Annotated in this window: 20 protein-coding genes; all 20 read left to right on the top strand. The window is 56.1% G+C overall.

Annotated elements, in window-relative coordinates:
• The first annotated feature begins 270 nt into the window (after positions 1-270).
• On the top strand, positions 271-1,983 hold the full coding sequence (locus QN399_RS06155) for a DUF1302 domain-containing protein (protein ID WP_330200702.1): 1,713 nt from the start codon (positions 271-273) through the stop codon (positions 1,981-1,983).
• A gap of 33 nt (positions 1,984-2,016) precedes the next feature.
• Positions 2,017-3,372, top strand: coding sequence for a DUF1329 domain-containing protein (locus QN399_RS06150; protein WP_330200701.1), 1,356 nt, complete (start codon positions 2,017-2,019; stop codon positions 3,370-3,372).
• 235 nt (positions 3,373-3,607) lie between these two features.
• A complete protein-coding gene (locus QN399_RS06145) occupies positions 3,608-4,621 on the top strand; it encodes a YCF48-related protein (RefSeq protein ID WP_330200700.1) in 1,014 nt (337 codons plus the stop codon).
• A complete protein-coding gene (locus QN399_RS06140) occupies positions 4,621-7,020 on the top strand; it encodes an MMPL family transporter (protein WP_322179325.1) in 2,400 nt (799 codons plus the stop codon). Before QN399_RS06145 ends, QN399_RS06140 begins: the two co-directional genes overlap by 1 nt.
• Before the next feature lie 23 nt (positions 7,021-7,043).
• Positions 7,044-8,531 (top strand): methyl-accepting chemotaxis protein, encoded by a 1,488-nt coding sequence (locus QN399_RS06135; RefSeq protein WP_322179324.1) that lies wholly within the window; start codon positions 7,044-7,046, stop codon positions 8,529-8,531.
• Positions 8,532-8,653: 122 nt separating this feature from the next.
• On the top strand, positions 8,654-10,333 hold the full coding sequence (locus tag QN399_RS06130; RefSeq protein WP_330200699.1) for a sigma 54-interacting transcriptional regulator: 1,680 nt from the start codon (positions 8,654-8,656) through the stop codon (positions 10,331-10,333).
• A gap of 454 nt (positions 10,334-10,787) precedes the next feature.
• A complete protein-coding gene (locus tag QN399_RS06125) occupies positions 10,788-11,717 on the top strand; it encodes a catechol 2,3-dioxygenase (RefSeq protein WP_219061755.1) in 930 nt (309 codons plus the stop codon).
• Positions 11,718-11,727: 10 nt separating this feature from the next.
• Entirely contained in the window at positions 11,728-12,021 is a 294-nt protein-coding gene (locus QN399_RS06120; RefSeq protein WP_330200698.1) for a phenol hydroxylase subunit, read from the top strand.
• Positions 12,022-12,068: 47 nt separating this feature from the next.
• Complete coding sequence (locus QN399_RS06115; protein ID WP_322179321.1) at positions 12,069-13,061, top strand: aromatic/alkene monooxygenase hydroxylase subunit beta; 993 nt, start codon at positions 12,069-12,071, stop codon at positions 13,059-13,061.
• 9 nt (positions 13,062-13,070) lie between these two features.
• Positions 13,071-13,340 (top strand): MmoB/DmpM family protein, encoded by a 270-nt coding sequence (locus QN399_RS06110; RefSeq protein ID WP_322179320.1) that lies wholly within the window; start codon positions 13,071-13,073, stop codon positions 13,338-13,340.
• Positions 13,341-13,355: 15 nt separating this feature from the next.
• Positions 13,356-14,876 carry a YHS domain-containing protein gene (locus tag QN399_RS06105; protein WP_322179319.1) on the top strand — a complete coding sequence of 507 codons (1,521 nt, stop codon included), beginning with the start codon at positions 13,356-13,358 and terminating at the stop codon, positions 14,874-14,876.
• Positions 14,877-14,940: 64 nt separating this feature from the next.
• Positions 14,941-15,297, top strand: coding sequence for a phenol hydroxylase subunit P4 (locus QN399_RS06100; protein WP_322179318.1), 357 nt, complete (start codon positions 14,941-14,943; stop codon positions 15,295-15,297).
• Positions 15,298-15,312: 15 nt separating this feature from the next.
• A complete protein-coding gene (locus tag QN399_RS06095; RefSeq protein ID WP_322216166.1) occupies positions 15,313-16,374 on the top strand; it encodes a phenol 2-monooxygenase domain-containing protein in 1,062 nt (353 codons plus the stop codon).
• Positions 16,375-16,588: 214 nt separating this feature from the next.
• Positions 16,589-18,049: a 2-hydroxymuconic semialdehyde dehydrogenase gene (locus tag QN399_RS06090; protein ID WP_330200697.1), complete on the top strand. Its 1,461-nt coding sequence runs from the start codon at positions 16,589-16,591 to the stop codon at positions 18,047-18,049.
• A gap of 7 nt (positions 18,050-18,056) precedes the next feature.
• Entirely contained in the window at positions 18,057-18,854 is a 798-nt protein-coding gene (gene dmpE, locus QN399_RS06085) for a 2-oxopent-4-enoate hydratase (protein ID WP_322179316.1), read from the top strand.
• On the top strand, positions 18,851-19,654 hold the full coding sequence (gene dmpH / locus QN399_RS06080) for a 2-oxo-3-hexenedioate decarboxylase (protein WP_322179315.1): 804 nt from the start codon (positions 18,851-18,853) through the stop codon (positions 19,652-19,654). Before dmpE ends, dmpH begins: the two co-directional genes overlap by 4 nt.
• A 24-nt stretch (positions 19,655-19,678) precedes the next feature.
• Positions 19,679-19,891, top strand: coding sequence for a tautomerase family protein (locus QN399_RS06075; RefSeq protein ID WP_322179314.1), 213 nt, complete (start codon positions 19,679-19,681; stop codon positions 19,889-19,891).
• A complete protein-coding gene (locus tag QN399_RS06070; protein WP_322179313.1) occupies positions 19,888-20,802 on the top strand; it encodes an acetaldehyde dehydrogenase (acetylating) in 915 nt (304 codons plus the stop codon). The genes QN399_RS06075 and QN399_RS06070 overlap by 4 nt, the downstream gene beginning before the upstream one ends.
• Positions 20,802-21,857, top strand: coding sequence for a 4-hydroxy-2-oxovalerate aldolase (gene dmpG / locus QN399_RS06065; protein ID WP_322179312.1), 1,056 nt, complete (start codon positions 20,802-20,804; stop codon positions 21,855-21,857). The genes QN399_RS06070 and dmpG overlap by 1 nt, the downstream gene beginning before the upstream one ends.
• Positions 21,858-21,915: 58 nt before the next feature.
• Positions 21,916-22,671, top strand: coding sequence for an SDR family oxidoreductase (locus tag QN399_RS06060; RefSeq protein ID WP_322216172.1), 756 nt, complete (start codon positions 21,916-21,918; stop codon positions 22,669-22,671).
• Positions 22,672-22,704: the final 33 nt, after the last annotated feature.

Raw genomic sequence — 22,704 nt, 5'->3', positions numbered from 1 at the left:
TCAACCAATACATTTTGCCACCATCGCGTTGGCCGGTTGAACGCGCTGGAAGAACCATCAAGCATGCTCCGTCAATGCTTGATTCATTGATCCTCCTGATGCCCGTGTGTCACCGCAGCCCGCACCTGAACGGGAGACCCTCCACGACGGCTAGCCATAACGTGCATAGCGATACCTGATAGGTATCAGGTTGGCAGGTTTTTGGTATTGGACGGTAACCCTCAAGACCCATAGTTTCGTGTACATCGGCTGTCGGTAAGCGCGAAGCAAATGTTCGCGGCGTCAGCACGAAATTACAAAAACAAAAAAAATCGAGGAGACGATATGGGTAACAATACCTATCAACCAAATGCTTCCTTTCGCTATCGATCAGCACTGGCACTTGGCGTACTCGCTGGATTGTCGATGAGCAGTGCAACCTATGCATTTCAGATCGATTCCGGTAATCCTGACATTCAGATGTCATTGGATAACACAATCAAATACAGCGCTGCATGGCGGGTTCGCGGTGCAGACTCCAAGGTCGCGAATAACTCAACCGGTGTTCAGGCCAACACCAACGATGGTGATCTAAACTTTGACCGTGGGTTGATTTCCGACCGCCTTGATCTGTTGTCTGAATTCGATCTGCGATTCAAGCGTAACTTCGGTCTGCGCCTCAGCGGTGCCGCCTGGTATGACGATGTCTATAACCATTCCAACGACAACCCAGGCGCGTTGAATGGCGCGCTGGTGAATTCCCGCTCTGCCAGTTATGACCATTTCACTCACGCGACCCAGAAACTACAGGGGCGTGACGCTGAGATGTTGGACTCGTTCGTTTACGGTAGTTTTACCCCAGCGGATATGCAGCTCAACGTTAAAGCGGGCCGTTTTACCCAGCTCTACGGTGAAAGCCTGTTCTTCGGCAGTAACGGTATTGCGGCAGCACAAACGTCGCTCGACTTGATCAAGGCGCTTTCAGTTCCCAACTCTCAGTTCAAGGAGATTCTTCGGCCCATTGATCAGCTCTCTGGGCAATTGCAGATCAATTCAAACGTGTCCATTGGCGCCTATTACCAGTTGGAATGGCGCAAAAGCCGTTTGCCCGCCGCAGGCAGTTACTTCAGTTTTGCCGACTTCATTGATAACGGCGGCGAGTCGCTGATCATGGGGCCGGGGGTCTCGTTCTCCCGGGGTCGTGATATTGATGCCAAGAATTCGGGGCAGGGCGGCGTCCAGCTAAAATTTAGTACAGGCGATGTGGAATACGGTATTTACGCGGCGCAGTTCCACGACAAGATGCCTCAGTTTTATGTTCACCCCGATACCGGCTCTTACGAGGAGGTCTTCGGCGAGAATATCCGTACGATAGGCGCTAGCTTCAGTACCCTGGTCGGTGAAGCCAACGTCGCTGGAGAGGTTTCTTTCCGTAGCAACATGCCGTTGGTAGCCTCCGGGAATACGGTGATCGTGCCCTCTAGCCTGGGGGCAAATGGCGACAGCAAAGCGGCCTTCCCTGTGGGCCGCACTCTGCATGCCAATTTGTCAGCGATTGATGTTTTGGCGGCTACGCCGTTTTGGGATGGCGCATCCGTTATCGGTGAACTTGCCTTTAACCGACTCTTGAGCGTCACTGAAAATCGAGATCAGTTGGACCCATCGGCAACGCGTGACGCGAGCGCGCTGCAATTCATCTTTACGCCCGAGTACTTTCAGGTTGCCCCTGGGCTGGACCTGCAGGCTCCGATCGGTGTGAGCTATGGGATTTCTGGCCGTTCTGCAGTCAATGGTGTGCTAATGCCCTCAGAACATGGTGGCAACGTCACCGTTGGGTTGAAAGGTGATTACATGAAAACCTGGCAGACCAGCCTCAACTACACGCATTACTACGGGCCTGCCGGTTCAGTTATCAAGTACGACACCAACGTTCCCGAACTTTCCTACCAGAACTTCCACGGCGACCGTGATTTCATTTCGTTGTCGGTTCAACGCACTTTTTAAGTTTGAATTTTTTCCCGCCTGAGGGGTACCACAATGTATAAGAAAACCGTTTTATGGGCGGCGTTGGTTGCCAGTTTTATAACCACGCAGATGGCACACGCTGCCGTGAGCGCAGACGAAGCTGCGAAGCTTAAAAGCAGCCTGACACCGCTCGGCGGAGAGATGTCGGCAAATAAGGACGGCAGTATCCCGGCCTGGAGCGGGGTCAAGGGATTGTCGGCGTCCAGTGAAAAAGTCGGTGATATCCCCGTCAAGTTGTTTGCGGATGAGAAGCCGCAGACAAAGATCACTGCACAGAATATGGGGCCGTACGCGGATAAATTGTCCGAAGGCACTCAAGCGTTGCTGAAGAAGTACCCTGATTCTTTTCGCCTGGATGTTTACCCCACTCATCGTACGGCGGCAGCGCCGCAGTATGTCTATGACAACACGATGAAAAATGCCACCCAGTGCAAGGTTCAAGACAATGGCATGTCCTTGCAGGGTTGCTATGGCGGCGTGCCGTTCCCGATTCCAAAATCAGGGGTTGAGGCTATTTGGAACCACTTGTTGCGCGTCGAAAGTGAAGCCACTGAAGTCTCCAACTTCAAAAACATCATTTTGACTTCCGATGGCTCGCGGGCCATGGCGACAATGAATGACCAGTCCAATCAATACCCGTACTACTACAAAGATGGTTCGGCAGACAAATGGAGCGGCGAATACTTCCTGCAGCGTTTCAGCACCATTGCACCGCCCTTCAAGGCCGGGGAATCTCTGGTGTTTCGTGACAGCATCAACGTCAGTCAGGCACGTCAGGCATGGCAGTACCTGGTCGGCCAGCGGCGTGTGCGCCGAGCACCGACAGTGGCGTATGACACGCCTGACTTCGTGGCATCAGGTGCGAACTACTTCGATGAAGTCATGGGCTTGATGGGGCATGTCGACCGCTATGACTGGAAGTTGGTGGGCAAGCGGGAGATGTACGTACCTTACAACACCAATGAAGTGGTCACCGCTTCGCTGGATCAGGCCTACGGCAAGCACCATTTGAATCCTGACAAGGTGCGTTGGGAGTTGCACCGCGTGTGGGAAGTGGAGGCGACCGTTGCCGCTGGCAAGCGTCATGCGGTGCCCAAGCGTCGTTACTACCTCGACGAAGACTCCTGGATGGTGTTGCTGATGGATGGCTATGACAGTGAAGGCAAGCTGTGGCGTACCACTCAGATTACGCCGTTCGTGTTGCCATCAGTGCCAATGCTGGAACTCAAGCCCGCGCATGTATTCAACTTGCAGGCCAATACCATGAGTTCATCGCAATCACTTAGCGAGGCCACTTTTCATGTGGTCGGACGCAAGCCCGAGACCTACTTCACCGGCGACTCGGTAGGTGCCGAAGGCGTACGTTAAATCACGCGCTTGCAGTGTCGCCACTGAGCCCCGCAGGCACAGTGGCGACAGTCTCTTCTCATCATTTTTTTGCCTCATCCATGCAGTGCTTGACGCTGAGATACGGGCAGAAGGATGTATTCGAGTACGTCAGATGCACATGTTAAATGCGCTCAAAAGGTCGACGGCCTTTGCCGTCGCCACACTTTGTCTTTCCTGCCTGGCCAGCCTTTGCGTTGCAGCAGGACAATCGGTCGTGCCCGATGTGCTCGACCTTCCTGCACAACAGAACACACGGGCACGGCAGGGTTTGTTACTGGCCGTGGCCCAGGCAGGCCAGCGCCTGGTCGCTGTCGGCGAGCGCGGCAGCGTTCTGCTTTCCGACGACGCAGGGCATTCATGGCGTCAAGCCAAGAGCGTGCCGGTAAGTGTGCTGCTGACCGACGTGGACTTCCCGACACCAACCCAGGGTTGGGCGGTGGGGCACAGCGGTGTGGTCTTGCACAGCACCGATGCCGGCGAAACCTGGCAGCGTCAGCTTGACGGCCAGGAAGTCGCGCAGGTGATTCTCGACGATGCCCGCCAGCGCGCCGATGCTGGCCAAGAGGGCGCTGCCGCAGAGGTGCGTAGTGCCGGGTTCCTGATAAGCGATGGTCCGGACAAGCCTTTTTTGAGCGTGCGGTTTAGTGATGAGCAGCATGGCTATGTGGTGGGTGCTTACGGCATAGCACTCACCACTGCAGACGGCGGCCAGAGCTGGCAATCGCTGGTTGGACGAATCCCTAACCCACGTGGCAAGCACCTTTATCAGGTACAGATCAATCATCAAGAATTGCTGATAGCCGGTGAACAAGGCGTGTTATTTCGCTCAATAGATGGAGGCAGCCATTTCAGTGAGATCTCCACACCCTACAAGGGCACCTTCTTCGGTGTGCTGAATCTTGAGGGCGATACGCTGCTGGCCTACGGTCTACGCGGCAATGCCTGGCGCAGTCCGGATCACGGGGCCAACTGGCAACGGGTGGCGCCGGAACAATCGGTGACACTTACCGCCGCAAGACGACTGCACGACGGTTCTTTGCTGCTCGCTGACGAAAGTGGACGCCTGTTACGCAGTACTGACGACGGCCGCAGTTTTGTGGCTCTCAAAACCCAAGCGCAAGCCGGGCTCAGCGGTGTAGTCGAGTCGGCGGAGGGTGCTCTGATCATTTTCGGCGAGCGCGGGCTGTCCCGGATTGAGCCGGGTACATTAGTTTCGGGAGTTCAATAATGAATCATGCGCAGCTTATTCCCTCGGAAGCTGTCATAAGCGACCTGCAGGCGTTCGATAAACAATCAGGAACACTTTGTGAACGGTTGTTGTTCAACAACCGCATAGTGATCGTTGCACTGTGTTTGTTCATCACGCTGTTGCTGGGTTATCAGGCGCGTGGGCTCTCGCTCAATGCGGCATTCGAGAAGATGATCCCTACGGGTCATCCTTACATTGTCAACTTCCTGGAAAACCGCAAGCAGCTGTCTGGCATGGGCAACACGCTACGCATTGCGGTGGAGGCCAAAGACGGTAATATTTTCAGTGCTGAGTATCTGGAAACGGTACGCAAACTTAGTGATGAAGTCTTCCTGCTGCCGGGTGTCGACCGCCCTTATATGAAGTCGCTGTGGGCACCAGCCGTACGCTGGACAGGCGTGACCGAAGAAGGTTTGGACGGCGGGCCGGTTATTCCCGATAACTATGATGGGTCTGTGCCAAGCCTTGAGCAGGTCCGAATAAACGTCGAGCGCTCAGGTGAAGTTGGCCAGTTGGTGGCGGCGAACTATAAGTCGAGCATCGTGCTGGTTCCCCTTCAGGAAAAAGTCTCTGAAACCGGCGAGCGGATTGACTATCACGCACTCTCCCTGCGTGTTGAGCAATTGCGCACCAAATACGAGTCGGACAAAATTGCAATCCACATTACCGGCTTCGCCAAGGTAGTGGGTGACCTGATTGATGGCCTGAGACAGGTCCTGGTGTTCTTTGCCGCAGCCATCGTCATCTGCACTGCGGTACTTTTTTGGTACACCCGCTGCCTGCGTAGCACCTTGCTGGTGGTGTTCTGTTCAATGGTCGCGGTGGTATGGCTACTGGGTCTTTTACCTACGCTTGGTTACGAGCTTGATCCTTACTCGATCCTGGTGCCTTTTCTGGTGTTCGCTATTGGCATGAGCCACGGTGCGCAGAAGATGAACGGCATCATGCAGGACGTCGGTCGTGGGACGCACCGATGGGTGGCTGCGCGCTATACCTTTCGACGCTTGTTCCTGGCGGGCATGACCGCGTTGCTGGCCGATGCGGTCGGTTTCGCTGTGTTGATGGTGATAGACATCCAGGTCATACGGGATCTTGCTATCACGGCGAGTATCGGCGTCGCTGTGCTGATTTTCACCAACCTTGTGCTGCTGCCAATCCTGCTTTCTTACACGGGAGTCAGCCCTGCGGCAGCGAAGCGCAGCCTCAAGGCAGAACTGTCGGAAAACAACGACACACAGCACAGGAAGCATCCGTTCTGGGCGTTCCTCGACCTGTTTACCCGACGCTTCTGGGCGACCGTGGCCGTGGCAGTGGGCCTGGTTTTGGGCATCATCGGTCTGATGGTGAGCACCCATCTGAAAATTGGCGATACCGATCCTGGCGCACCGGAGCTGCGTGCGGATTCGCGTTACAACCGTGATAACGCCTTTATGGTGGACAACTACGCGGCGAGCAGTGATGTGTTCATCATCATGGTCAAGACACCGCAATACGCGTGTGCTCACTACAGCACGCTGATGGCTGTCGATGCGCTGTCGCATGAATTGCAGAAACTGCCTGGGGTCGAGGCCATCAGTTCGCTGGCAGGTATCGCCAAGGTGGCTAACGCAGGGATGAACGAAGGCAGTCTCAAATGGTTCGAAGTGCCACGTTCGCAAGACATGCTCAATGCCATTATTACTCGCGCCCCGCGTGAGATGTTCAACCAGAATTGCGACTTGCTCACGGTGTATGCCTACCTCAAGGACCATAAAGCCGATACGTTGACAAGCGTGGTCGGCGTGGTCGAAGGCTTCGCGGCTAAATACAACAGCGATGACATCCGCTTTCTCAATGCCGCGGGCAACGCCGGCATTGAGGCCGCCACCAATATCGTGGTGAAAAAGGCCAACGTTCAAATGCTGTTCCTGGTCTACGCGGCGGTGATCGTGCTGGCGTTCATTACCTTTCGCTCATGGCGTGCGGTTGTCTGTGCGGTGGTGCCGCTGATGATTACTTCCGTACTGTGTGAGGCGTTGATGGTGTGGCTGAATATCGGCGTCAAGGTTGCCACTCTGCCAGTGATCGCCCTCGGTGTGGGTATAGGCGTGGACTACGCGCTGTACGTGATGACCGTGACGCTGGCGCGGATGAAGGAGGGCATGTCGCTCTCGGAGGCTTACTACAAGGCGTTGATCTTTACCGGCAAGGTGGTGGTGTTAACCGGTATCACCTTGGGGATTGCGGTCGCGACGTGGGTCTGGTCGCCGATCAAGTTCCAGGCTGACATGGGTATTTTGCTGGCGTTCATGTTTGTCTGGAACATGCTCGGAGCGCTGATCTTGTTACCCGCGCTGGCCCACTTTTTGTTGAAGCCCAAACAGGGCGTTGCGATCTGACCGGCGAGAAGGGTGCATTGACTATGAGCACTATATGGAGCGGTCATGGCCGTGATCTGATCAACACCATTTTTCTGGCAACTGGCGCAATGCTTGGAGGGTTTGACGTAGGCGGACTGCATTGGCTTTGGGCCATTTTGACGGCGCTGCTTGCATGGGGGCTGCTAAGTGGTAGTTCGCGACGTGAACGAGCGATCGCGGCTGCGCTGAACAACACCCTTGTGATGCTGGCAGATCCTCAGCCCGCACCGACAAGCATGCAGGATTCGATGGCGCGCTTGCTGGTGGTATTACAAGACAAGGTCGAGTCGGTTCAGCGCATGAATGTACTGGCCTCGGAGTTGACGATTTCCGCAGGCACCTTGGTCTCGGGTTTCACCGAGGCCATTGGCACGGCGGATCGGCAGTCAGAGTTGGCGGTGAACTCAATGGTCGAAGTCCAAGGTATGGCTGAGCGCGCGCGGACCACGTCGGGCGAGGCCATTGCACTGGCCTCGTCCACTACCGATGCTCGCAATCAGGTGTCTGGTGGTGGCGAGCAGGTGCAGCAGGTGGCCGCCGCGATGGTCGATCTGGCCAATGTGGTGGCAGGAGTGGGTGAGGAGTTTGATGGTGTTCGTCATCAAATTGCACGCATCAGCGAGATCGTTGCCATTATCAGGAGCATCGCCGGGCAAACTAATTTGTTGGCGCTCAATGCCGCTATTGAGGCTGCCCGAGCGGGTGAACAAGGCCGGGGTTTCAGTGTGGTCGCTGATGAAGTCCGCAAGCTGGCTGAGAGCACAGGCGACGCCACACTGGGCGTCGGAGAAATCATCGCTCTGATCGGCGACGGTATTGACCGTCTTGAACAGCGCCTGGCTCAGGCTCGCCAGGAAGCCACCGAGGGTGTGAAACAAGCCGACGATGCTTGCGGTGTGCTGAAGGGTATTGCAGGTACTGCGCAAAATACCGTTAGCGCGGTGGAGGAGATTGCCCAGCGTGCCAGTGTCGAAGTGCAGAAGACCGGGCAATTGCTGGAAGACTCTGGTGGTGTGGCCCGCTTGGCGAGCGAGCTGGATAACCGGGTCAACGACTGCAATGCGGGCTTACGCCAATTGATGTTGGGTCTGGTGGATCTGAAAGTATTGGCGAACAAAATAGATGTCAGTCGTAATGCGCTGGCCTCCATGATTGACGCAATCGAAGAAGTTCGTGCTCACAACATAATGGTTTTGAATGCCCGCGCTACCTCGCAGATGCTGCCGCATATAGAGCGGATACGCTCTCTGGACACAGAAATCGATCATCTGCTGGGGCGTGCGCAATTGGATGGAGGGGCAGGGGGTGAAGCACGTAAAGCTCATTTCTCCCGTTTGCGGGAAGCTTTGGACGGCTATCGCGTGCTTCGTGATGAACTGCTCAATGCTGCCCAAGGCGGGAAGCTGAAACAGATACGTGAGCGCACGACTCCTTTGATCAGAAACGCTTACCTAAAAGTCAAAGAGGCGTGTGTCGCGTTATCCGCATAAACTAAGACCCATGCAGCGAACGCTTCAGATCGCACGCACAATAAAAAACGCAATCGATTTTGGTGAGTTTTACCGTCCTCAAGATCGAAAGGCTCGTGCTTCGTTACGTTTTAGGAATGTTCATGATCGAGCAACCCCTTGCCGAACGCTTCAATTTGCGTTCACGGCTGCGCTTTAATATCGAGAGCGGGCAGATCTGGCTCGACGAAAACCGCATGCTGCTGCTTCACGCCAAGGCCTTCGGGGCCTTGCGCCAAGAGTTGTTTGAGTCGCTTGGGTCCAAGCGCGCCAAAGGACTTTTGTTTCGCATGGGTTTTGCAGCTGGCCAGCATGATGCCGACCTTGCGCAAAAGCTCTATGGCGAGGGTGACGACTTTGACGTTTTCAAGATCGGCCCTGAGCTGCACGCGTTTGAAGGTCTGGTTCGATCAACCATCACCGAAGCAAAAATAGACTGGGAAAAAGGGACATTTTTCGGCGAAGTGAAATGTGAAAACTCATGGGAAGCTGAATCGCATCTGCAATTATTCGGTGCTGGCGATGAGGCTGCTTGCTGGCACCTGTCGGGCTATGCATCGGGTTATACCTCTCGATTCTTCAAGCGCTTCATTGTTTTTCGTGAAACCAAATGCGTGTGTTGTGGTGACCCTAACTGCGTGCTGGTTGGCAAACCGGTGGAAGACTGGGGAGATGACGCTTTCCTCGAACACTGTCTGGAGCCAAAGGATAAGGAGACTTCTTTTGAACAGTTGCAAGAGGAGCTGTGGCAAGTGCGTGGTCGTCAGCGCGAACAGCGTCCGCCTGGCAAGCTGGTGGGCAGCTCCCCAGCGTTTAGTGCTGCTTTCAGTTTGCTCAGTAAGGCAGCCAGCAGTCCTATAACGGTTTTACTCTTGGGTGAAACCGGGGTCGGCAAAGAGGTATTTGCCCAGTGGCTGCACGAAAACAGTGATCGTGCAGATAAACCGTTTGTAGCCATCAACTGTGCAGCGATTCCCAATGACCTGATCGAATCAGAGCTTTTTGGTGTGCAGAAAGGAGCCTATACCGGCGCGCAGAATTCACGACCCGGCAAGTTCGAGCGAGCCGATGGTGGCACGTTATTCCTTGATGAACTGGGTGAGCTTTCCCCTTCGGCCCAGGTGAAACTCTTGCGGGTACTGCAAACCGGAGAAGTCGAGCGACTGGGCGACGATAAGCCCCGCAAGGTCAGTGTGCGGCTGGTTGCCGCCACCAACGTCAATCTGCAACAAGCCATTGCCGATGGTCGTTTTCGCGCCGACCTCTACTACCGCCTGGCGACCTATCCATTAGAAATCCCCCCCCTGCGCAAGCGCAAGTCGGATATTCCGGTGCTGGTCTCGGTGCTTATCGAAAAATACTCACCGCTCTATCACAAGACTATTCACGGTATCAGCGATCTGGCGATGCAAGAGCTGATGGCCTATGACTGGCCGGGCAATGTCCGTGAGCTTGAAAACCTGGTTGAGCGTTCTGTTTTGCTTGCTCCTTCAGGGGGACAAATTGAGGTGGAACATCTGTTCCCTGGTATGGCTCCCGTGACTGCGCTCGGTGCTGTAATTGACAGGCAGGGGAAGGTGGGGAATGCGGATGAAGCCAGGAAAGATAAACTTTACGATAGTTTACTGGATGAGGGCTTCGATCTTCAGGTACATGAAGCTCGTCTTTTGCAGCTCGCTGTTTTGCGGGCCAATGGCAACCTCACCCACGCGGCACGTCTACTCGGCATAACCCGTCGTCAGTTGGCGTATCGGGTAAAACAGGTATTGGGTGATATCGAATAGGCCCCGGATAGCGCCTGACAAAAGCGTACACCTATCAATCCATAGGTGCTCTTTAATCCAGGCATTCCTGTGACATGACCGTGAAGGCGGAAGGAATGCCTGTTTTTTAAAAAGCCTTATGCCAAACACGTCGCCCGACGTGTTTTTTTTGCCCATCTAACGGTCACTCCAGGCTCATTTGCCAGTGGGTGGACATCGTTTTGCTCGGGATATCGCGTTTTGCTGATGTGCGGCCTTACGTTTTTGTAAGGCGTGGGTGGCGAATGGACAGAAACGTCATCCTGTGAGGGGGGCTTATTCTTTTGTTTATCTATTAAAAACCATATAAATCAATTAGTTGAAGTTATTGGCATCCTCTATGCAAAGTTAGATCGAGACTGTAAGTCCGGCTTGTCGCTAGCCCGAAAGGGCACGCGTAGAGCCAACCTCATCTAGCCAATAATGGAGACAACAAATGGCGATGACAGGTGTATTGCGTCCAGGGCATGCCCAGGTGCGCGTGTTGAACCTTGAAGAAGGCATCCACTTTTACCGCAACGTGCTGGGCCTGGTGGAAACCGGGCGTGATGACCAGGGGCGCGTGTACTTTAAATGCTGGGACGAGCGTGATCACAACTGCTATGTGATTCGTGAGGCGGACACCGCTGGCATCGATTTCTTTGGCTTCAAGGTGTTGGACAAGGCCACTCTGGAAAAACTTGATGCCGACCTGCAAGCATACGGTTTGGTCACTACACGCATCCCGGCCGGTGAAATGCTGGAAACCGGCGAGCGCGTGCGCTTCGAGTTGCCATCCGGCCATCTGATCGAGTTGTATGCGGAGAAAACCCGTATAGGTAACGGCATTCCCCAAGTCAACCCGGCTCCGTGGAATGCTCAGCGCGAACATGGCATCGCCCCTATCCAGCTGGACCATTGCTTGCTGTATGGCCCGAATATCGCCGAAGTGAAGAAGATCTTCACCGACGTCTTGGGCTTCTTTCTGGTTGAGCGCGTACTCAGCCCGGATGGCGACAGCGACATGGGCATCTGGTTGTCCTGCTCGCACAAAGTCCATGACATCGCCTTCGTCGAGTATCCGGAGAAGGGCAAGCTGCACCACTGCTCATTCCTCCTCGAGTCGTGGGAGCAAGTGTTGCGTGCCGGCGACATCATGTCGATGAACGAAGTGAACGTTGATATTGGCCCTACCCGTCATGGCGTAACCCGCGGCTGCACCATCTATGCGTGGGATCCCTCAGGCAATCGTTTTGAAACCTTCATGGGCGGCTACCACCCTTATCCAGATTACGAGCCGCTGTCTTGGACCTACGACAACTTCGCCCAAGGCCTCGACTACCCGCAGCGCAAACTGCACGAGACCTTTCTGACTGTAGTGACCTGAGGGCACATCTATGGCTTTGCCCGATGAGTCACTGGAAATGCAGCCGGCCGACCTGGATACGCAAAAGCGTTTTGTACGGGTTACCGGCAATCGCGGGAGCCGCTTTGTCGAGTTCGACTTCGCCATTGGCGAGCCTGGGCTATTCGTTGAAATGATCCTGACTCATGAAGCATTCGCCGAGTTCTGCGCCACCAACAAGGTTGCGTTGATGCCCGCGCCGACTGCGTCTACGGACGAGGAAGATGCTTCGGCTGATTGGGATTGGCGACTCGCTGACGCCACACAGGTTCGTTTCAAAAACTAATCGAATTGGGCGTTTCACCTCAGGTGAAACGCTTGTGGGAGATACACATGCATATAGATCTTCGCACGGTCAGCATCCAGCCATTGCGACAGACGTTTGATCACTTGGCCCGTCGTTTTGGCGACAAGCCCTCTTCGCGCTATCAGGAAGGCAGCTACGACATCCAGCCTGAGGAAAATCTGCACTACCTGCCGACCTGGGACCCGGAGCAGGCGCTTTACGACGCCAGCATCACCAAGATCGTGATGCGCGACTGGTACGCCTTGAAAGACCCGCGCCAGTTTTACTACAGCACCTACACGCTGGCGCGCGCGCGTCAGCAAGAGAACACCGAAGCGAACTTCAACTTCGTTGAAACCCGCGGCCTGGCCGACATGCTTTCAGACGATCTGCGCAGCTCCGCGCTCAATCTGTTGGTGCCGCTGCGTCACGCTGCCTGGGGCGCCAATCTCAACAACACCTTTATCTGCGGTTACGGCTACAGCACGGTGTTTACCCAGCCGTGTATGTACCACGCGATGGATAACCTGGGTTCGGCTCAATACCTGTCGCGGATTGGTCTGCTGCTGGGTGGCACCGAAGCCCTGGAAGAGGGCAAGGCCGCCTGGATGGAAGGAGACGCCTGGCAAGCACTGCGTCGTTATACCGAGGACTGCATGGCGGTACGCGATCCGTTCGAGCTGTTTGTTGCGCAAAACGTGGCCCTGGATGGCTTGCTCTATCCGCTGGTGTACGGGCGCATCGTGGATGACCGGTTTGCGGCCAATGGCGGCTCGGCGGTGGCCATGCTGACTCAATTCATGAGCGACTGGTTTGAGGAGACCCGCAAATGGGTCGATGCGGTCATGAAGGTAGCGGCCGCTGAGTCCGAGCAAAACCGCGAGCAATTACAGGCCTGGACAGCCGTTTGGCGTGATCGCGCTGCAGCCGCCTTGCTGCCGGTGATCGGGCAGGTTTTTGCGGGCCAGGCCGATGAGGTCATGGCTGAGCAATTGATCGTCTTCAAGGCTCGCCTTGAAAAAACCGGCGTCGTGGTCTGAGAGGTTTCTATGTCGACTGTGTTTATTGCATTGCAAACCAATGAAGAGACTCGCCCCATTATCGAGGCGATTGAAATAGATAACCCCGAGGCCGTGGTCAATCGCGAACCGGCGATGGTCAAAATCAATGCGCCTGGCCGCTTGGTCATTCGCCGAGAAACCATTGAAGAACAGATGGGTCGCAGCTTTGATATGCAAGAGCTGAATATCAACCTGATCACGCTCTCCGGCAACGTCGTTGAAGACGAAGACTCCTTGACCCTGACCTGGGGCAACTAAGCGAGAATATTTAGCATGGACATGAAAGCAAATAATAAAAAAATGAATGCGAAAGAAAAGTACCGGTTGTTGACGCGCGACCTGGCGTGGGAACCGTCTTATCGCACCGAGGAAGAACTCTTTCCCTACATTGCCTATGAAGGGCTGAAGATCCATGACTGGAACAAGTGGGAAGATCCGTTCCGCTTGACCATGGATGCGTACTGGAAGTATCAGGCGGAAAAAGAGCGTAAGTTTTACGCGATTATCGACGCCCATGCGCAGAATAACGGCCATCTGAATATTACCGATGCACGCTACCTGTCGGCCTTGAAAATATTTCTGCAGGCCATCAGTCCGGGTGAGTACGCCGCGCATAAAGGGTTTGCCCGTGTGGGCCGTGAGTTTCGCGGTGTGGGGACGCAAGTGGCCTGCCAGATGCAGGCCATTGATGAAATTCGCCACGCCCAGACGCAAGTCCACGCACTGTCCAATTACAACAAGTTCTACAACGGCTTCCATGCGTTTGCTGATCAGCGTGACCGCATCTGGTACACGTCTGTGGCGCGCTCGTTCTTTGACGATGCGATGTCGGCCGGTCCGTTTGAGTTCATGATTGCCATCGGCTTCTCGTTCGAATACGTGCTGACCAACCTGCTGTTCGTACCGTTCATGTCCGGCGCAGCTTACAACGGTGACATGGCCACGGTGACCTTCGGCTTCTCGGCCCAGTCGGATGAAGCGCGGCACATGACCTTGGGGCTTGAATGCATCAAGTTCATGCTCGAGCAGGATCCGGACAACCTGCCCATCGTTCAGGGCTGGATCGACAAGTGGTTCTGGCGTGGCTTCCGGGTTCTCGGCCTGGTCAGCACCATGATGGATTACATGCTGCCCAAGCGCGTCATGTCGTGGCGCGAGGCGTGGGATATTTACGGTGCAGAGAACGGCGGTGCGCTGTTCAAGGACCTGGCGCGCTACGGTATTCGTCCACCGAAGAGCTGGGATGACGCCGAAGCAGGCATCGACCACATGTCTCACCAGTTCATGTTGGGTCTTTACCAGTGGAGCTTTGGTACTGCCTTTCATGCATGGATCCCCTCGGATGAGGACCTGCAATGGTTATCTGCCAAGTACCCCACCACGTTCGACAAGTATTACCGGCCACGCTGGGAACACATCAAAAAGCTGGCGGCGGCAGGTACGCCGTTCAAGAACTATGGCCTGGCTAAACTGTGCCAGTGCTGCCAGTTGCCGACGGTATTTACCGAGCCAAATGATCCGACGCTTACTTGCCACCGTGAAGTTGAATACAAAGGCGATAAGTATCACTTCTGCTCTGATCATTGCCTGGAAATTTTCAATAATGAGCCGGAGAAATATATCCAGGCATGGCTGCCCATGCCTGCACTCTTCCAAGCGCCGCTCAATGGTGATCTGGCTGCCTGGATGGAGTGGGTTTCGCTGAAAGACGGTCAGGACAATGGTGATTTTGCCGATTCCCAGGACCGCCATAACTTCGAACTGTGGCGTGGTCTGGCGACGTCGAACCAGTAAGCCTCTAAAGGGGGTGGTCGTTAGTTGAAGCGGCCACGCCCAACACAATAATAAGGAGAACAAAATGCCTGTAGTCGCCCTTAAAGAGTACGTAGGCGTTGCCCGTGATCGCGTTGAGAATTTCAACGGCAAACAGCTGGTGTACGTCAGCTGGGATCACCATCTGCTTTTTGCTGCCCCGTTCCTGCTTTGTCTGCCGCCGCAGACTACTTTCGCCGAGTTGATTCAGGTCGCTCTCGAGCCGCTGCTGCAAGCGGACCCGGATACCGCAGCGATTAACTGGCGCACTGTCGAGTGGCTCAAGGGCAACCGGCCTTGGGTGCCCGACTTCAATCTCAGCCTGGCCGACAATGCTATCGGCCACAAAGATCAGCTGCGTTTCAGTACGCCGGGCCTCAACACTATTTGCGCAGTTAGCTGAGAAGGGGGACGGGCTATGAGTTACGAACTGACGATTGAACCACTGGGTCAGACCATCGAGATCGAAGAAGGTCAGACCATTCTCGATGCGGCTCTGCGGGCTGGCATCTACCTGCCACACGCCTGCTGCCACGGCTTGTGTGCGACTTGCAAGATTCAGGTGGTGGATGGCGAGATTGAACACGGCGAGGCCTCCAGCTTTGCCCTGATGGATTTTGAGCGCGAAGAGAAGAAGTGCCTGGCCTGCTGCGCTACCGCTGAGAGCGACCTGGTGATTGAGGCGGAAATCGATGAAGACCCGGATGCCGAGAATCTGCCGGTCCGCGACTTCGCCGGTACGGTCAGCCGCATCGAAACCCTCACGCCTACCATCAAGGGCGTGTGGATCAAGCTCGACGATCCGGCTGGAATGCACTTCCAGGCCGGTCAATACATCAATCTGCAGTTGCCTGACGGTATCGGCAGCCGGGCATTTTCGATTGCCAGTGCACCTACGGATGGCGGTGAAATTGAGCTGAATATTCGTATCGTGCCAGGCGGTCGTGGTACGGGTTATGTTCACGAGCAGGTGAAGGTCGGCGAGCGCATGAGCATTACCGGCCCCTACGGTCGCTTCTTTGTGAAGAAGTCGGCGCATATGCCGGTAATTTTCATGGGCGGCGGTTCCGGGCTTTCCAGCCCGCGCTCAATGATTCTGGATCTGCTGGCGGAAGGTTTTGAACTGCCGATCACCCTCATTTATGGCCAACGCCATCGTAGCGAGCTGTATTACCACGACGATTTCCTCGCCATGGCTCAGCAATACGCGAACTTCAACTACGTGCCTGCGCTCTCCCATGAGCCGGAGGACTCTGGCTGGGAAGGCTCCCGTGGCTTCGTCCATGACGCGGCCAAGGCGCACTTCAATAACGACTTCAGGGGGCACAAGGCTTACCTGTGTGGCCCGCCTTTAATGATTGACTCCTGCATCAGTACGCTGATGCAGGGACGCCTGTTTGAGCGCGACATCTATACCGAGAAGTTTATATCGGCGGCGGATGCTCAGCAGGTCCGCAGTCCCTTGTTCAAGGCTATCTGATCGCGCCGACTAGCGCCCCCAACAGGTTAGTCAAGGGAGCTTGTGTGGGCTGATTTTGTTACCTCAGTGTCAATACCCTGTAGGTATCAGAGTTGGTAAAACAAAGTATTAGCCGGTATTGCCTGGCTTTTCTAGACTCGTTTCAGGGACTAATACCCGCTGACCTGGGGAAGGTGCAGCGGGTAGTCATACAGAACAACACCCCGGAGCTTCCATGCGCCAGATTGAAAATTTCATCGCCGGTGAGTTCGTCGGCGCTGCCAGTGGCAAACGTTTCGACAAGCGTTCACCGGTCGATAACAGTGTTATTTGCTCGATCAGTGAAGCCGGACGCGGCGAGGTAGATGCCGCCGTCAGCGCTGCACGTAATGCGCTACAGGGCGAGTGGGGTGGTCTTACCACGGATCAACGCATTGAGTTGCTCTACGGTGTCGCTAACGAAATCACCCGCCGCTTCGACGACTTCGTTGAGGCCGAGATGTCCGACACCGGTCAGCCTGAGCACGTCATGAAGCACGTATTCATCCCGCGCGGGGCGGCCAACTTCAAAGTGTTCGCCGACGTGATCAAGAACGTCGCCAGCGAATCCTTCCAGATGGATACGCCTGATGGTCGCGGCGCCTTCAATTACTCGATTCGCCGCCCCAAGGGGGTGATCGGGGTGGTCTGTCCGTGGAATGCCCCGTTCATGCTGATGACCTGGAAAGTAGGTCCGGCGCTGGCCTGCGGTAATACCGTGGTGGTCAAGCCGTCCGAAGAGTCGCCACAAACGGCGGCACTGCTGGGTGAAGTGATGAACGCAGTGGGTATCCCCAAGGGTGTCTACAACGTAGTGAACGGATTCGGGCCCAACTCCGCTGGCGAGTTCGTCACCCAACACCCGCACGTCGATGCCATCACCTTTACCGGCGAGACCCGGACTGGCACGGCCATCATGAAAGCCGCTTCCGAAGGCATGCGCGATGTGTCGTTCGAACTGGGTGGCAAGAATGCCGGCATCGTGTTTGCCGATGCCGACTTTGATGCGGCGGTTGAGAGCTTCTCACGCTCGGTATTCCTCAACTCGGGCCAAGTCTGCCTGGGCACCGAGCGGGTGTATGTCGAGCGGCCGATTTTCGAGCGTTTTGTCCAGGCCCTTAAGGTCAAGGCGGAGGCGGTCAAATATGGTCGTCCCGATGATCATCATGCCAACTACGGCCCGCTGATCAGCCAGGAGCACAAGCAGAAAGTGCTGTCTTACTACCGTAAGGCTGTGGAGGAGGGCGCCACTCTGGTGACCGGCGGCGGTGTGCCTGATATGCCGGCGGATCTGGCCGAAGGTGCCTGGGTGCAACCCACTATCTGGACCGGCCTGCCTGAAACAGCTTCCGTTGTGCAGGAAGAAATTTTCGGGCCGTGCTGCCACATTTCGCCGTTCGACAGCGAGGACGAAGTCGTGCAGAAAGCCAACGCGACCGATTACGGCCTGTCGACCACCATATGGACCTCTAATTTATCTCGTGCCCACCGCATGGCGGCGCGTATCGACGTTGGCATCACCTGGATCAACAGCTGGTTCCTGCGCGATTTGCGCACCCCGTTTGGCGGCTCCAAACAGTCGGGCATCGGTCGCGAAGGCGGCGTGCATTCGCTGGAGTTCTACACCGAAACCCGAAATATCTGCGTGAAACTCTGAGGCCCTTATGGACAAGCAAAAGATCGAGCATTACGGCGATGAGCTTTACCAAGCTTTCGTCTCCCGTCGCGCCGTTGCGCCACTGCTCACCCGTGAGCCGGAGATCACCATTGAGGATGCTTACCGTATCCAGGAGCGCTTCGTCGCTCGGCGGCTGGCAGCGGGTGAAACCATCGTCGGCAAGAAAATCGGTGCGACCAGCAAGCCTGTACAGGACTTTCTCGGCGTCTATCAGCCGGACTTCGGCATGCTCACTTCGGCCATGGTTTTTCAAGAGGGCGACACCATTGACCTCGGCCAGTTGATTCAGCCGAAAGCCGAAGCCGAGTTGGCCTTTGTGTTGAAGCATGACCTCAAGGGGCCAGGCATCACCGCGATGGACGTGATCCGTGCGACTGACTACGTGGTGCCTTGTTTCGAGATCGTCGATTCACGCATTACCGACTGGCAGATCAAGATCCAGGACACCGTTGCGGACAATGCCTCTTGCGGCGTATTCGTCCTGGGTAAAACCAAGGGCGATCCGCGCAAGCTCGATATCACCCTGGCAGGCATGGTGCTGGAGAAGAACGGCGAGTTGTTCTCTACCGGCGTCGGTGCTGCGGTGCAAGGTTCACCAGCGAATGCTGTGGCCTGGCTGGCCAATACCCTGGGTGCATTGGGCATTCCATTCAAGGCAGGCGAGGTGATTCTCTCGGGTTCCCAGTCTTCGTTGGTACCGGTGACAGATGGGGATGAGTTGGTGTGTACCGTCGGCGGCCTTGGTAGCTGTCGCGTCAAGTTTTCCGGGAGGAGCGCAGTATGAGCAGCAATCTGACACTGTTGCGTGAGGACATCGTTCGCCTGTGCGAGCGGGTTGAAGGTGCGCAGACCCGCGCCTACGCCATTCCCAAGCTGACCGACGAATACCCGAACATGACCATCGCCGATGGTTATGCCGTGCAGAGCGAGCTTCGTCGTCGCTTCATCGAAAAAGGCCACAAGCTGGTCGGCTGGAAAGCCGGGCTGACGTCAAAAGCCAAGATGCAGCAGATGGGTGTCAACGTGCCCTCGATCGGCTTTTTGACCGATCGCATGGCCCGCCCCGAGAGTTCGGCCATCTCCACTTCAGACCTGGTGCATCCACGGGTTGAATGCGAAGTGGCTTTTGTTATGAAGAGTGACTTGCAGGGGCCTGGTTGCACCGCCCAGGACGTTTTGGCGGCGACCGACTATGTCCTCCCTGCGGTCGAAATCATTGATTCGCGATTTTCCGGATTCAAGTTCGACCTGGCCAGTGTGATCGCCGACAACGGTTCTTCCGCGCGCTTTGTCGGGGGTGGACGGGCACGTTATGTCGATGATCTGGACCTCAAGACCCTTGGCGTAGTGATGGAGAAAAATGGCGAGATCGTCGCTATGGGTGCTTCTGCGGCAGTCATGGGCCATCCGGCCGAAGCCATCGCCATGCTGGTGAATATCCTGGCGGAGATGGGCGAGATACTGCCGGCCGGCAGCTTCGTGATGAGTGGTGGCATCACCGAGGCCCTTGCGGTGAAACCAGGCGACAGCATTGTGGCTCGCTTTCAGGAGCTGGGTACCGTGTCGATGCGTTTCGTTGAATAACGACAAAAACGAAGAGAATCAAGCATGCCAATTATCGAAATGCACATGGTCGAAGGCCGCACCGCAGAGCAGAAAAGCCGCGTTGCAGCCGCAGTCACCACGGCGGTTTGCAACAGTCTGGAGTGTGCTCCGGAAACAGTGCGCATCCTCATTACCGAGCACGGTAGCGACGAGTTTTACGTGGCCGGTATGAACATGGCACAGCGCGCTGCGAAGAATAAGGAACAATCTCAATGAAGAAGATCAAGTGTGCACTCATAGGCTCAGGCAACATCGGCACTGACCTGATCTACAAAATCTTGCGCAGCCCAGTGCTTGAGCCCGTCTGGATGGTCGGTATCGATCCCGAATCCGAGGGTTTGGTGCGCGCTCGTGCCATGGGTTTGAAAACCACCCATGAAGGCGTGGACGGTCTTCTGCCGCACGTGCTTGAAGATGGCATTCAGATCGCCTTTGACGCTACCAGCGCCTATGTACATGCCGAAAACAGCCGCAAGCTAAACGCTCTCGGTGTGCTGATGATTGACCTTACCCCAGCGGCTATCGGCCCGCTGTGCGTGCCACCGGTGAACCTGCGAGAGCACGCGGAGAAGCTGGAGATGAACGTCAACATGATCTCCTGCGCTGGCCAGGCCACTATCCCAATCGTCAATGCCGTCTCGCGTATTCAGAGCGTCGAGTATGCCGAGATCGTCGCCAGCCTGGCGTCCAAGTCGATTGGCCCGGGCACCCGTGCCAACCTGGATGAATTTACCAACACCACCTCAAGCGCCATTGTGAAAGTCGGTGGCGCTCGCAAGGGCAAGGCGTTGGCCATTATCAACCCGGCCGACCCACCGATGATGATGCGCAACACCATCTACTGCCTGACGGATGACGAGCCGGATAGAGCCCGAATCACTGAGTCGATTCTGCAAATGATCGTCGAGGTGCAGAAGTACGTGCCGGGCTACCGCCTGGTCAACGGGCCTGTTTTTGAAGGCAAGAAAGTCTCCGTGTTCCTGGAAGTGGCAGGCCTCGGCGACTACCTGCCGACCTATGCCGGCAATCTGGACATCATGACGGCAGCCGCTACCCGCACTGCAGAGATGTTTGCCGAGGAAATGCTCGCCGGCAAGATTCAGCTTAAAGCTTCGGAGGTCGCGTAATGAGTCAGTCCCCCCGTTCCAGCCTCAAGGGCCGCAAGGTAATCCTGCACGACATGTGCCTGCGCGACGGCATGCATGCCAAGCGTGAACAGATCAGTGTCGAGCAGATGGTCAAGGTCGCTACCGCGCTGGATGACGCTGGCGTGCCTTACATTCAGGTCACCCATGGCGGTGGTTTGGGCGGCAATTCGCTGCAGCATGGTTTTGCCCCTCATACGAATGAGGAGTACATCAGCGCAGTGGCACCCAAGATGAAACAGGCCAAAGTATCGGTCCTGCTCATTCCAGGGCTCGGCACTATGAAGGAGCTGCACTCGGCGTTCGACTGCGGTGCGCGGAGCGTGCATGTGGCCACCCACTGCACCGAGGCAGACACCTCGCCCCAGCACATCGCCTATGCCCGCAAGTTGGGGATGGACACCTCCGGCTTTTTGATGATGGCGCACCTCAATGATGCTGCAGGTATCGCCAGACAGGGCAAGCTGATGGAGTCCTACGGCGCGCAGACGGTGTATGTCACCGACTCTGCCGGCTACATGCTGCCTGACGATGTAAAAGCACGTATTGGTGCCCTGCGTGAGGTACTCAATCCGGAGACCGAGATCGGTTTCCACGGCCATCACAACCTGGGCATGGGCGTGGCCAACTCCATCGCCGCCATCGAAGCGGGCGCTAGCCGCATTGATGGTTCCGTGGCTGGCTTGGGCGCCGGTGCCGGCAATACGCCGCTGGAAGTGTTTGCCGCAGTGTGCGAACGCATGGGCATCGAAACCGGCACGGACCTGTTCAAGCTGATGGACGTAGCAGAAGACATCATCGTACCCATGATGGAGCACATCGTGCGGGTTGACCGCGAGTCACTGACTCTCGGCTATGCAGGCGTCTACTCGACATTCCTCCTGCATGCCAAGCGTGCAAGCCTGCAATTTGGCGTCCCGGCCCGCGACATTCTGGTCGAGTTGGGCCGCAAGAAAATGATCGGTGGCCAAGAGGACATGATCTTCGACACGGCAATGACCATGGCCAGGGACCGTGGAGTAGTTCTTCCCACCTGAATAAGCTTCGGGGCATGTGGTGCATGCTCCGAACCCGAAACTTAACGGCGGGTGGACGATGAACTCACGTAATGAATTAGCGGTGGTGGTGGGGGCAACTGGTGCCTTTGGTAAACAGATCGTTGCGCGACTGTGCGCCAACGGATTGGACGTCGTCGCAGTGGCCCGCAGCTCGGCGGCTATTGATGAGCTAAGCCGGATTCATCCTGGGGTCATCCCTTGTGTTGCCGACATTTCTGCCGACGAGTCCATTGCGCATATCCGAAACGTACTGGATCGGCCGGTGCGGATGATTGTCCATGGCCCCGGCGTGGCGGTCGTAGGCGGCGTTCTTGACGCCCCTACGTCTGCGCTGACAGATGCGGTCAATATTAAAGTCGGCGGTCTGTTGCGCCTGACCCGTGCTGTGGATGCGAGTCTCGTCAAAGGATCTCGTCTCGTCGCTATCGGTGGACACTACGGTTTTGAACCCACGGCATACGCGGCCTCAGCGGGAGTAGCAAACGCAGCCTTGGCGAACGCGATACGTCAGCTCAGTCTGGCTTATGGCTCGCGAGGTGTGACGGCGCATCTTATTGCGCCGGGACCTGCGGATACGGAGCGTTTGCACAAAGTGGCAGCCGACCGGGGAAGGCAGCGTGGTGTCAGCACTGAAACCGTTCTGCAGGAGATGTGTCTTGAATCCTCCATCGGTGCCTTCACGACGCCGGAGCAAGTGGCCTGGGCCGTTAGTTTGTTGCTAGCCCCCGAGGCTGACGCGATGACCGGATCCACGTTGATGCTGGATTCTGGACGACGTCGCGGCTTGCCCTGATGTGCGTTGGGTCGTGTGATTAAACAATAAATA

Source organism: Pseudomonas sp. 10C3, assembly GCF_036346185.1.
Lineage (GTDB): Bacteria > Pseudomonadota > Gammaproteobacteria > Pseudomonadales > Pseudomonadaceae > Aquipseudomonas.
Note: the sequence above shows the minus strand (reverse complement) of the source record. Positions and strands in the feature narration are given on the sequence as shown.

Excerpts from the sequence above, each read along its gene's own strand:
- QN399_RS06110 (WP_322179320.1), top strand. The coding sequence starts at position 13,071 with ATGTCGACTGTGTTTATTGCATTGCAAACCAATGAAGAGACTCGCCCC.
- QN399_RS06115 (WP_322179321.1), top strand. The coding sequence starts at position 12,069 with ATGCATATAGATCTTCGCACGGTCAGCATCCAGCCATTGCGACAGACG.
- dmpH (WP_322179315.1), top strand. The coding sequence starts at position 18,851 with ATGAGCAGCAATCTGACACTGTTGCGTGAGGACATCGTTCGCCTGTGC.
- QN399_RS06120 (WP_330200698.1), top strand. The coding sequence starts at position 11,728 with ATGGCTTTGCCCGATGAGTCACTGGAAATGCAGCCGGCCGACCTGGAT.
- dmpG (WP_322179312.1), top strand. The coding sequence starts at position 20,802 with ATGAGTCAGTCCCCCCGTTCCAGCCTCAAGGGCCGCAAGGTAATCCTG.
- dmpE (WP_322179316.1), top strand. The coding sequence starts at position 18,057 with ATGGACAAGCAAAAGATCGAGCATTACGGCGATGAGCTTTACCAAGCT.
- QN399_RS06095 (WP_322216166.1), top strand. The coding sequence starts at position 15,313 with ATGAGTTACGAACTGACGATTGAACCACTGGGTCAGACCATCGAGATC.
- QN399_RS06105 (WP_322179319.1), top strand. The coding sequence starts at position 13,356 with ATGGACATGAAAGCAAATAATAAAAAAATGAATGCGAAAGAAAAGTAC.
- QN399_RS06155 (WP_330200702.1), top strand. The coding sequence starts at position 271 with ATGTTCGCGGCGTCAGCACGAAATTACAAAAACAAAAAAAATCGAGGA.
- QN399_RS06130 (WP_330200699.1), top strand. The coding sequence starts at position 8,654 with ATGATCGAGCAACCCCTTGCCGAACGCTTCAATTTGCGTTCACGGCTG.
- QN399_RS06070 (WP_322179313.1), top strand. The coding sequence starts at position 19,888 with ATGAAGAAGATCAAGTGTGCACTCATAGGCTCAGGCAACATCGGCACT.
- QN399_RS06075 (WP_322179314.1), top strand. The coding sequence starts at position 19,679 with ATGCCAATTATCGAAATGCACATGGTCGAAGGCCGCACCGCAGAGCAG.
- QN399_RS06135 (WP_322179324.1), top strand. The coding sequence starts at position 7,044 with ATGAGCACTATATGGAGCGGTCATGGCCGTGATCTGATCAACACCATT.
- QN399_RS06140 (WP_322179325.1), top strand. The coding sequence starts at position 4,621 with ATGAATCATGCGCAGCTTATTCCCTCGGAAGCTGTCATAAGCGACCTG.
- QN399_RS06150 (WP_330200701.1), top strand. The coding sequence starts at position 2,017 with ATGTATAAGAAAACCGTTTTATGGGCGGCGTTGGTTGCCAGTTTTATA.
- QN399_RS06060 (WP_322216172.1), top strand. The coding sequence starts at position 21,916 with ATGAACTCACGTAATGAATTAGCGGTGGTGGTGGGGGCAACTGGTGCC.
- QN399_RS06125 (WP_219061755.1), top strand. The coding sequence starts at position 10,788 with ATGGCGATGACAGGTGTATTGCGTCCAGGGCATGCCCAGGTGCGCGTG.
- QN399_RS06100 (WP_322179318.1), top strand. The coding sequence starts at position 14,941 with ATGCCTGTAGTCGCCCTTAAAGAGTACGTAGGCGTTGCCCGTGATCGC.
- QN399_RS06090 (WP_330200697.1), top strand. The coding sequence starts at position 16,589 with ATGCGCCAGATTGAAAATTTCATCGCCGGTGAGTTCGTCGGCGCTGCC.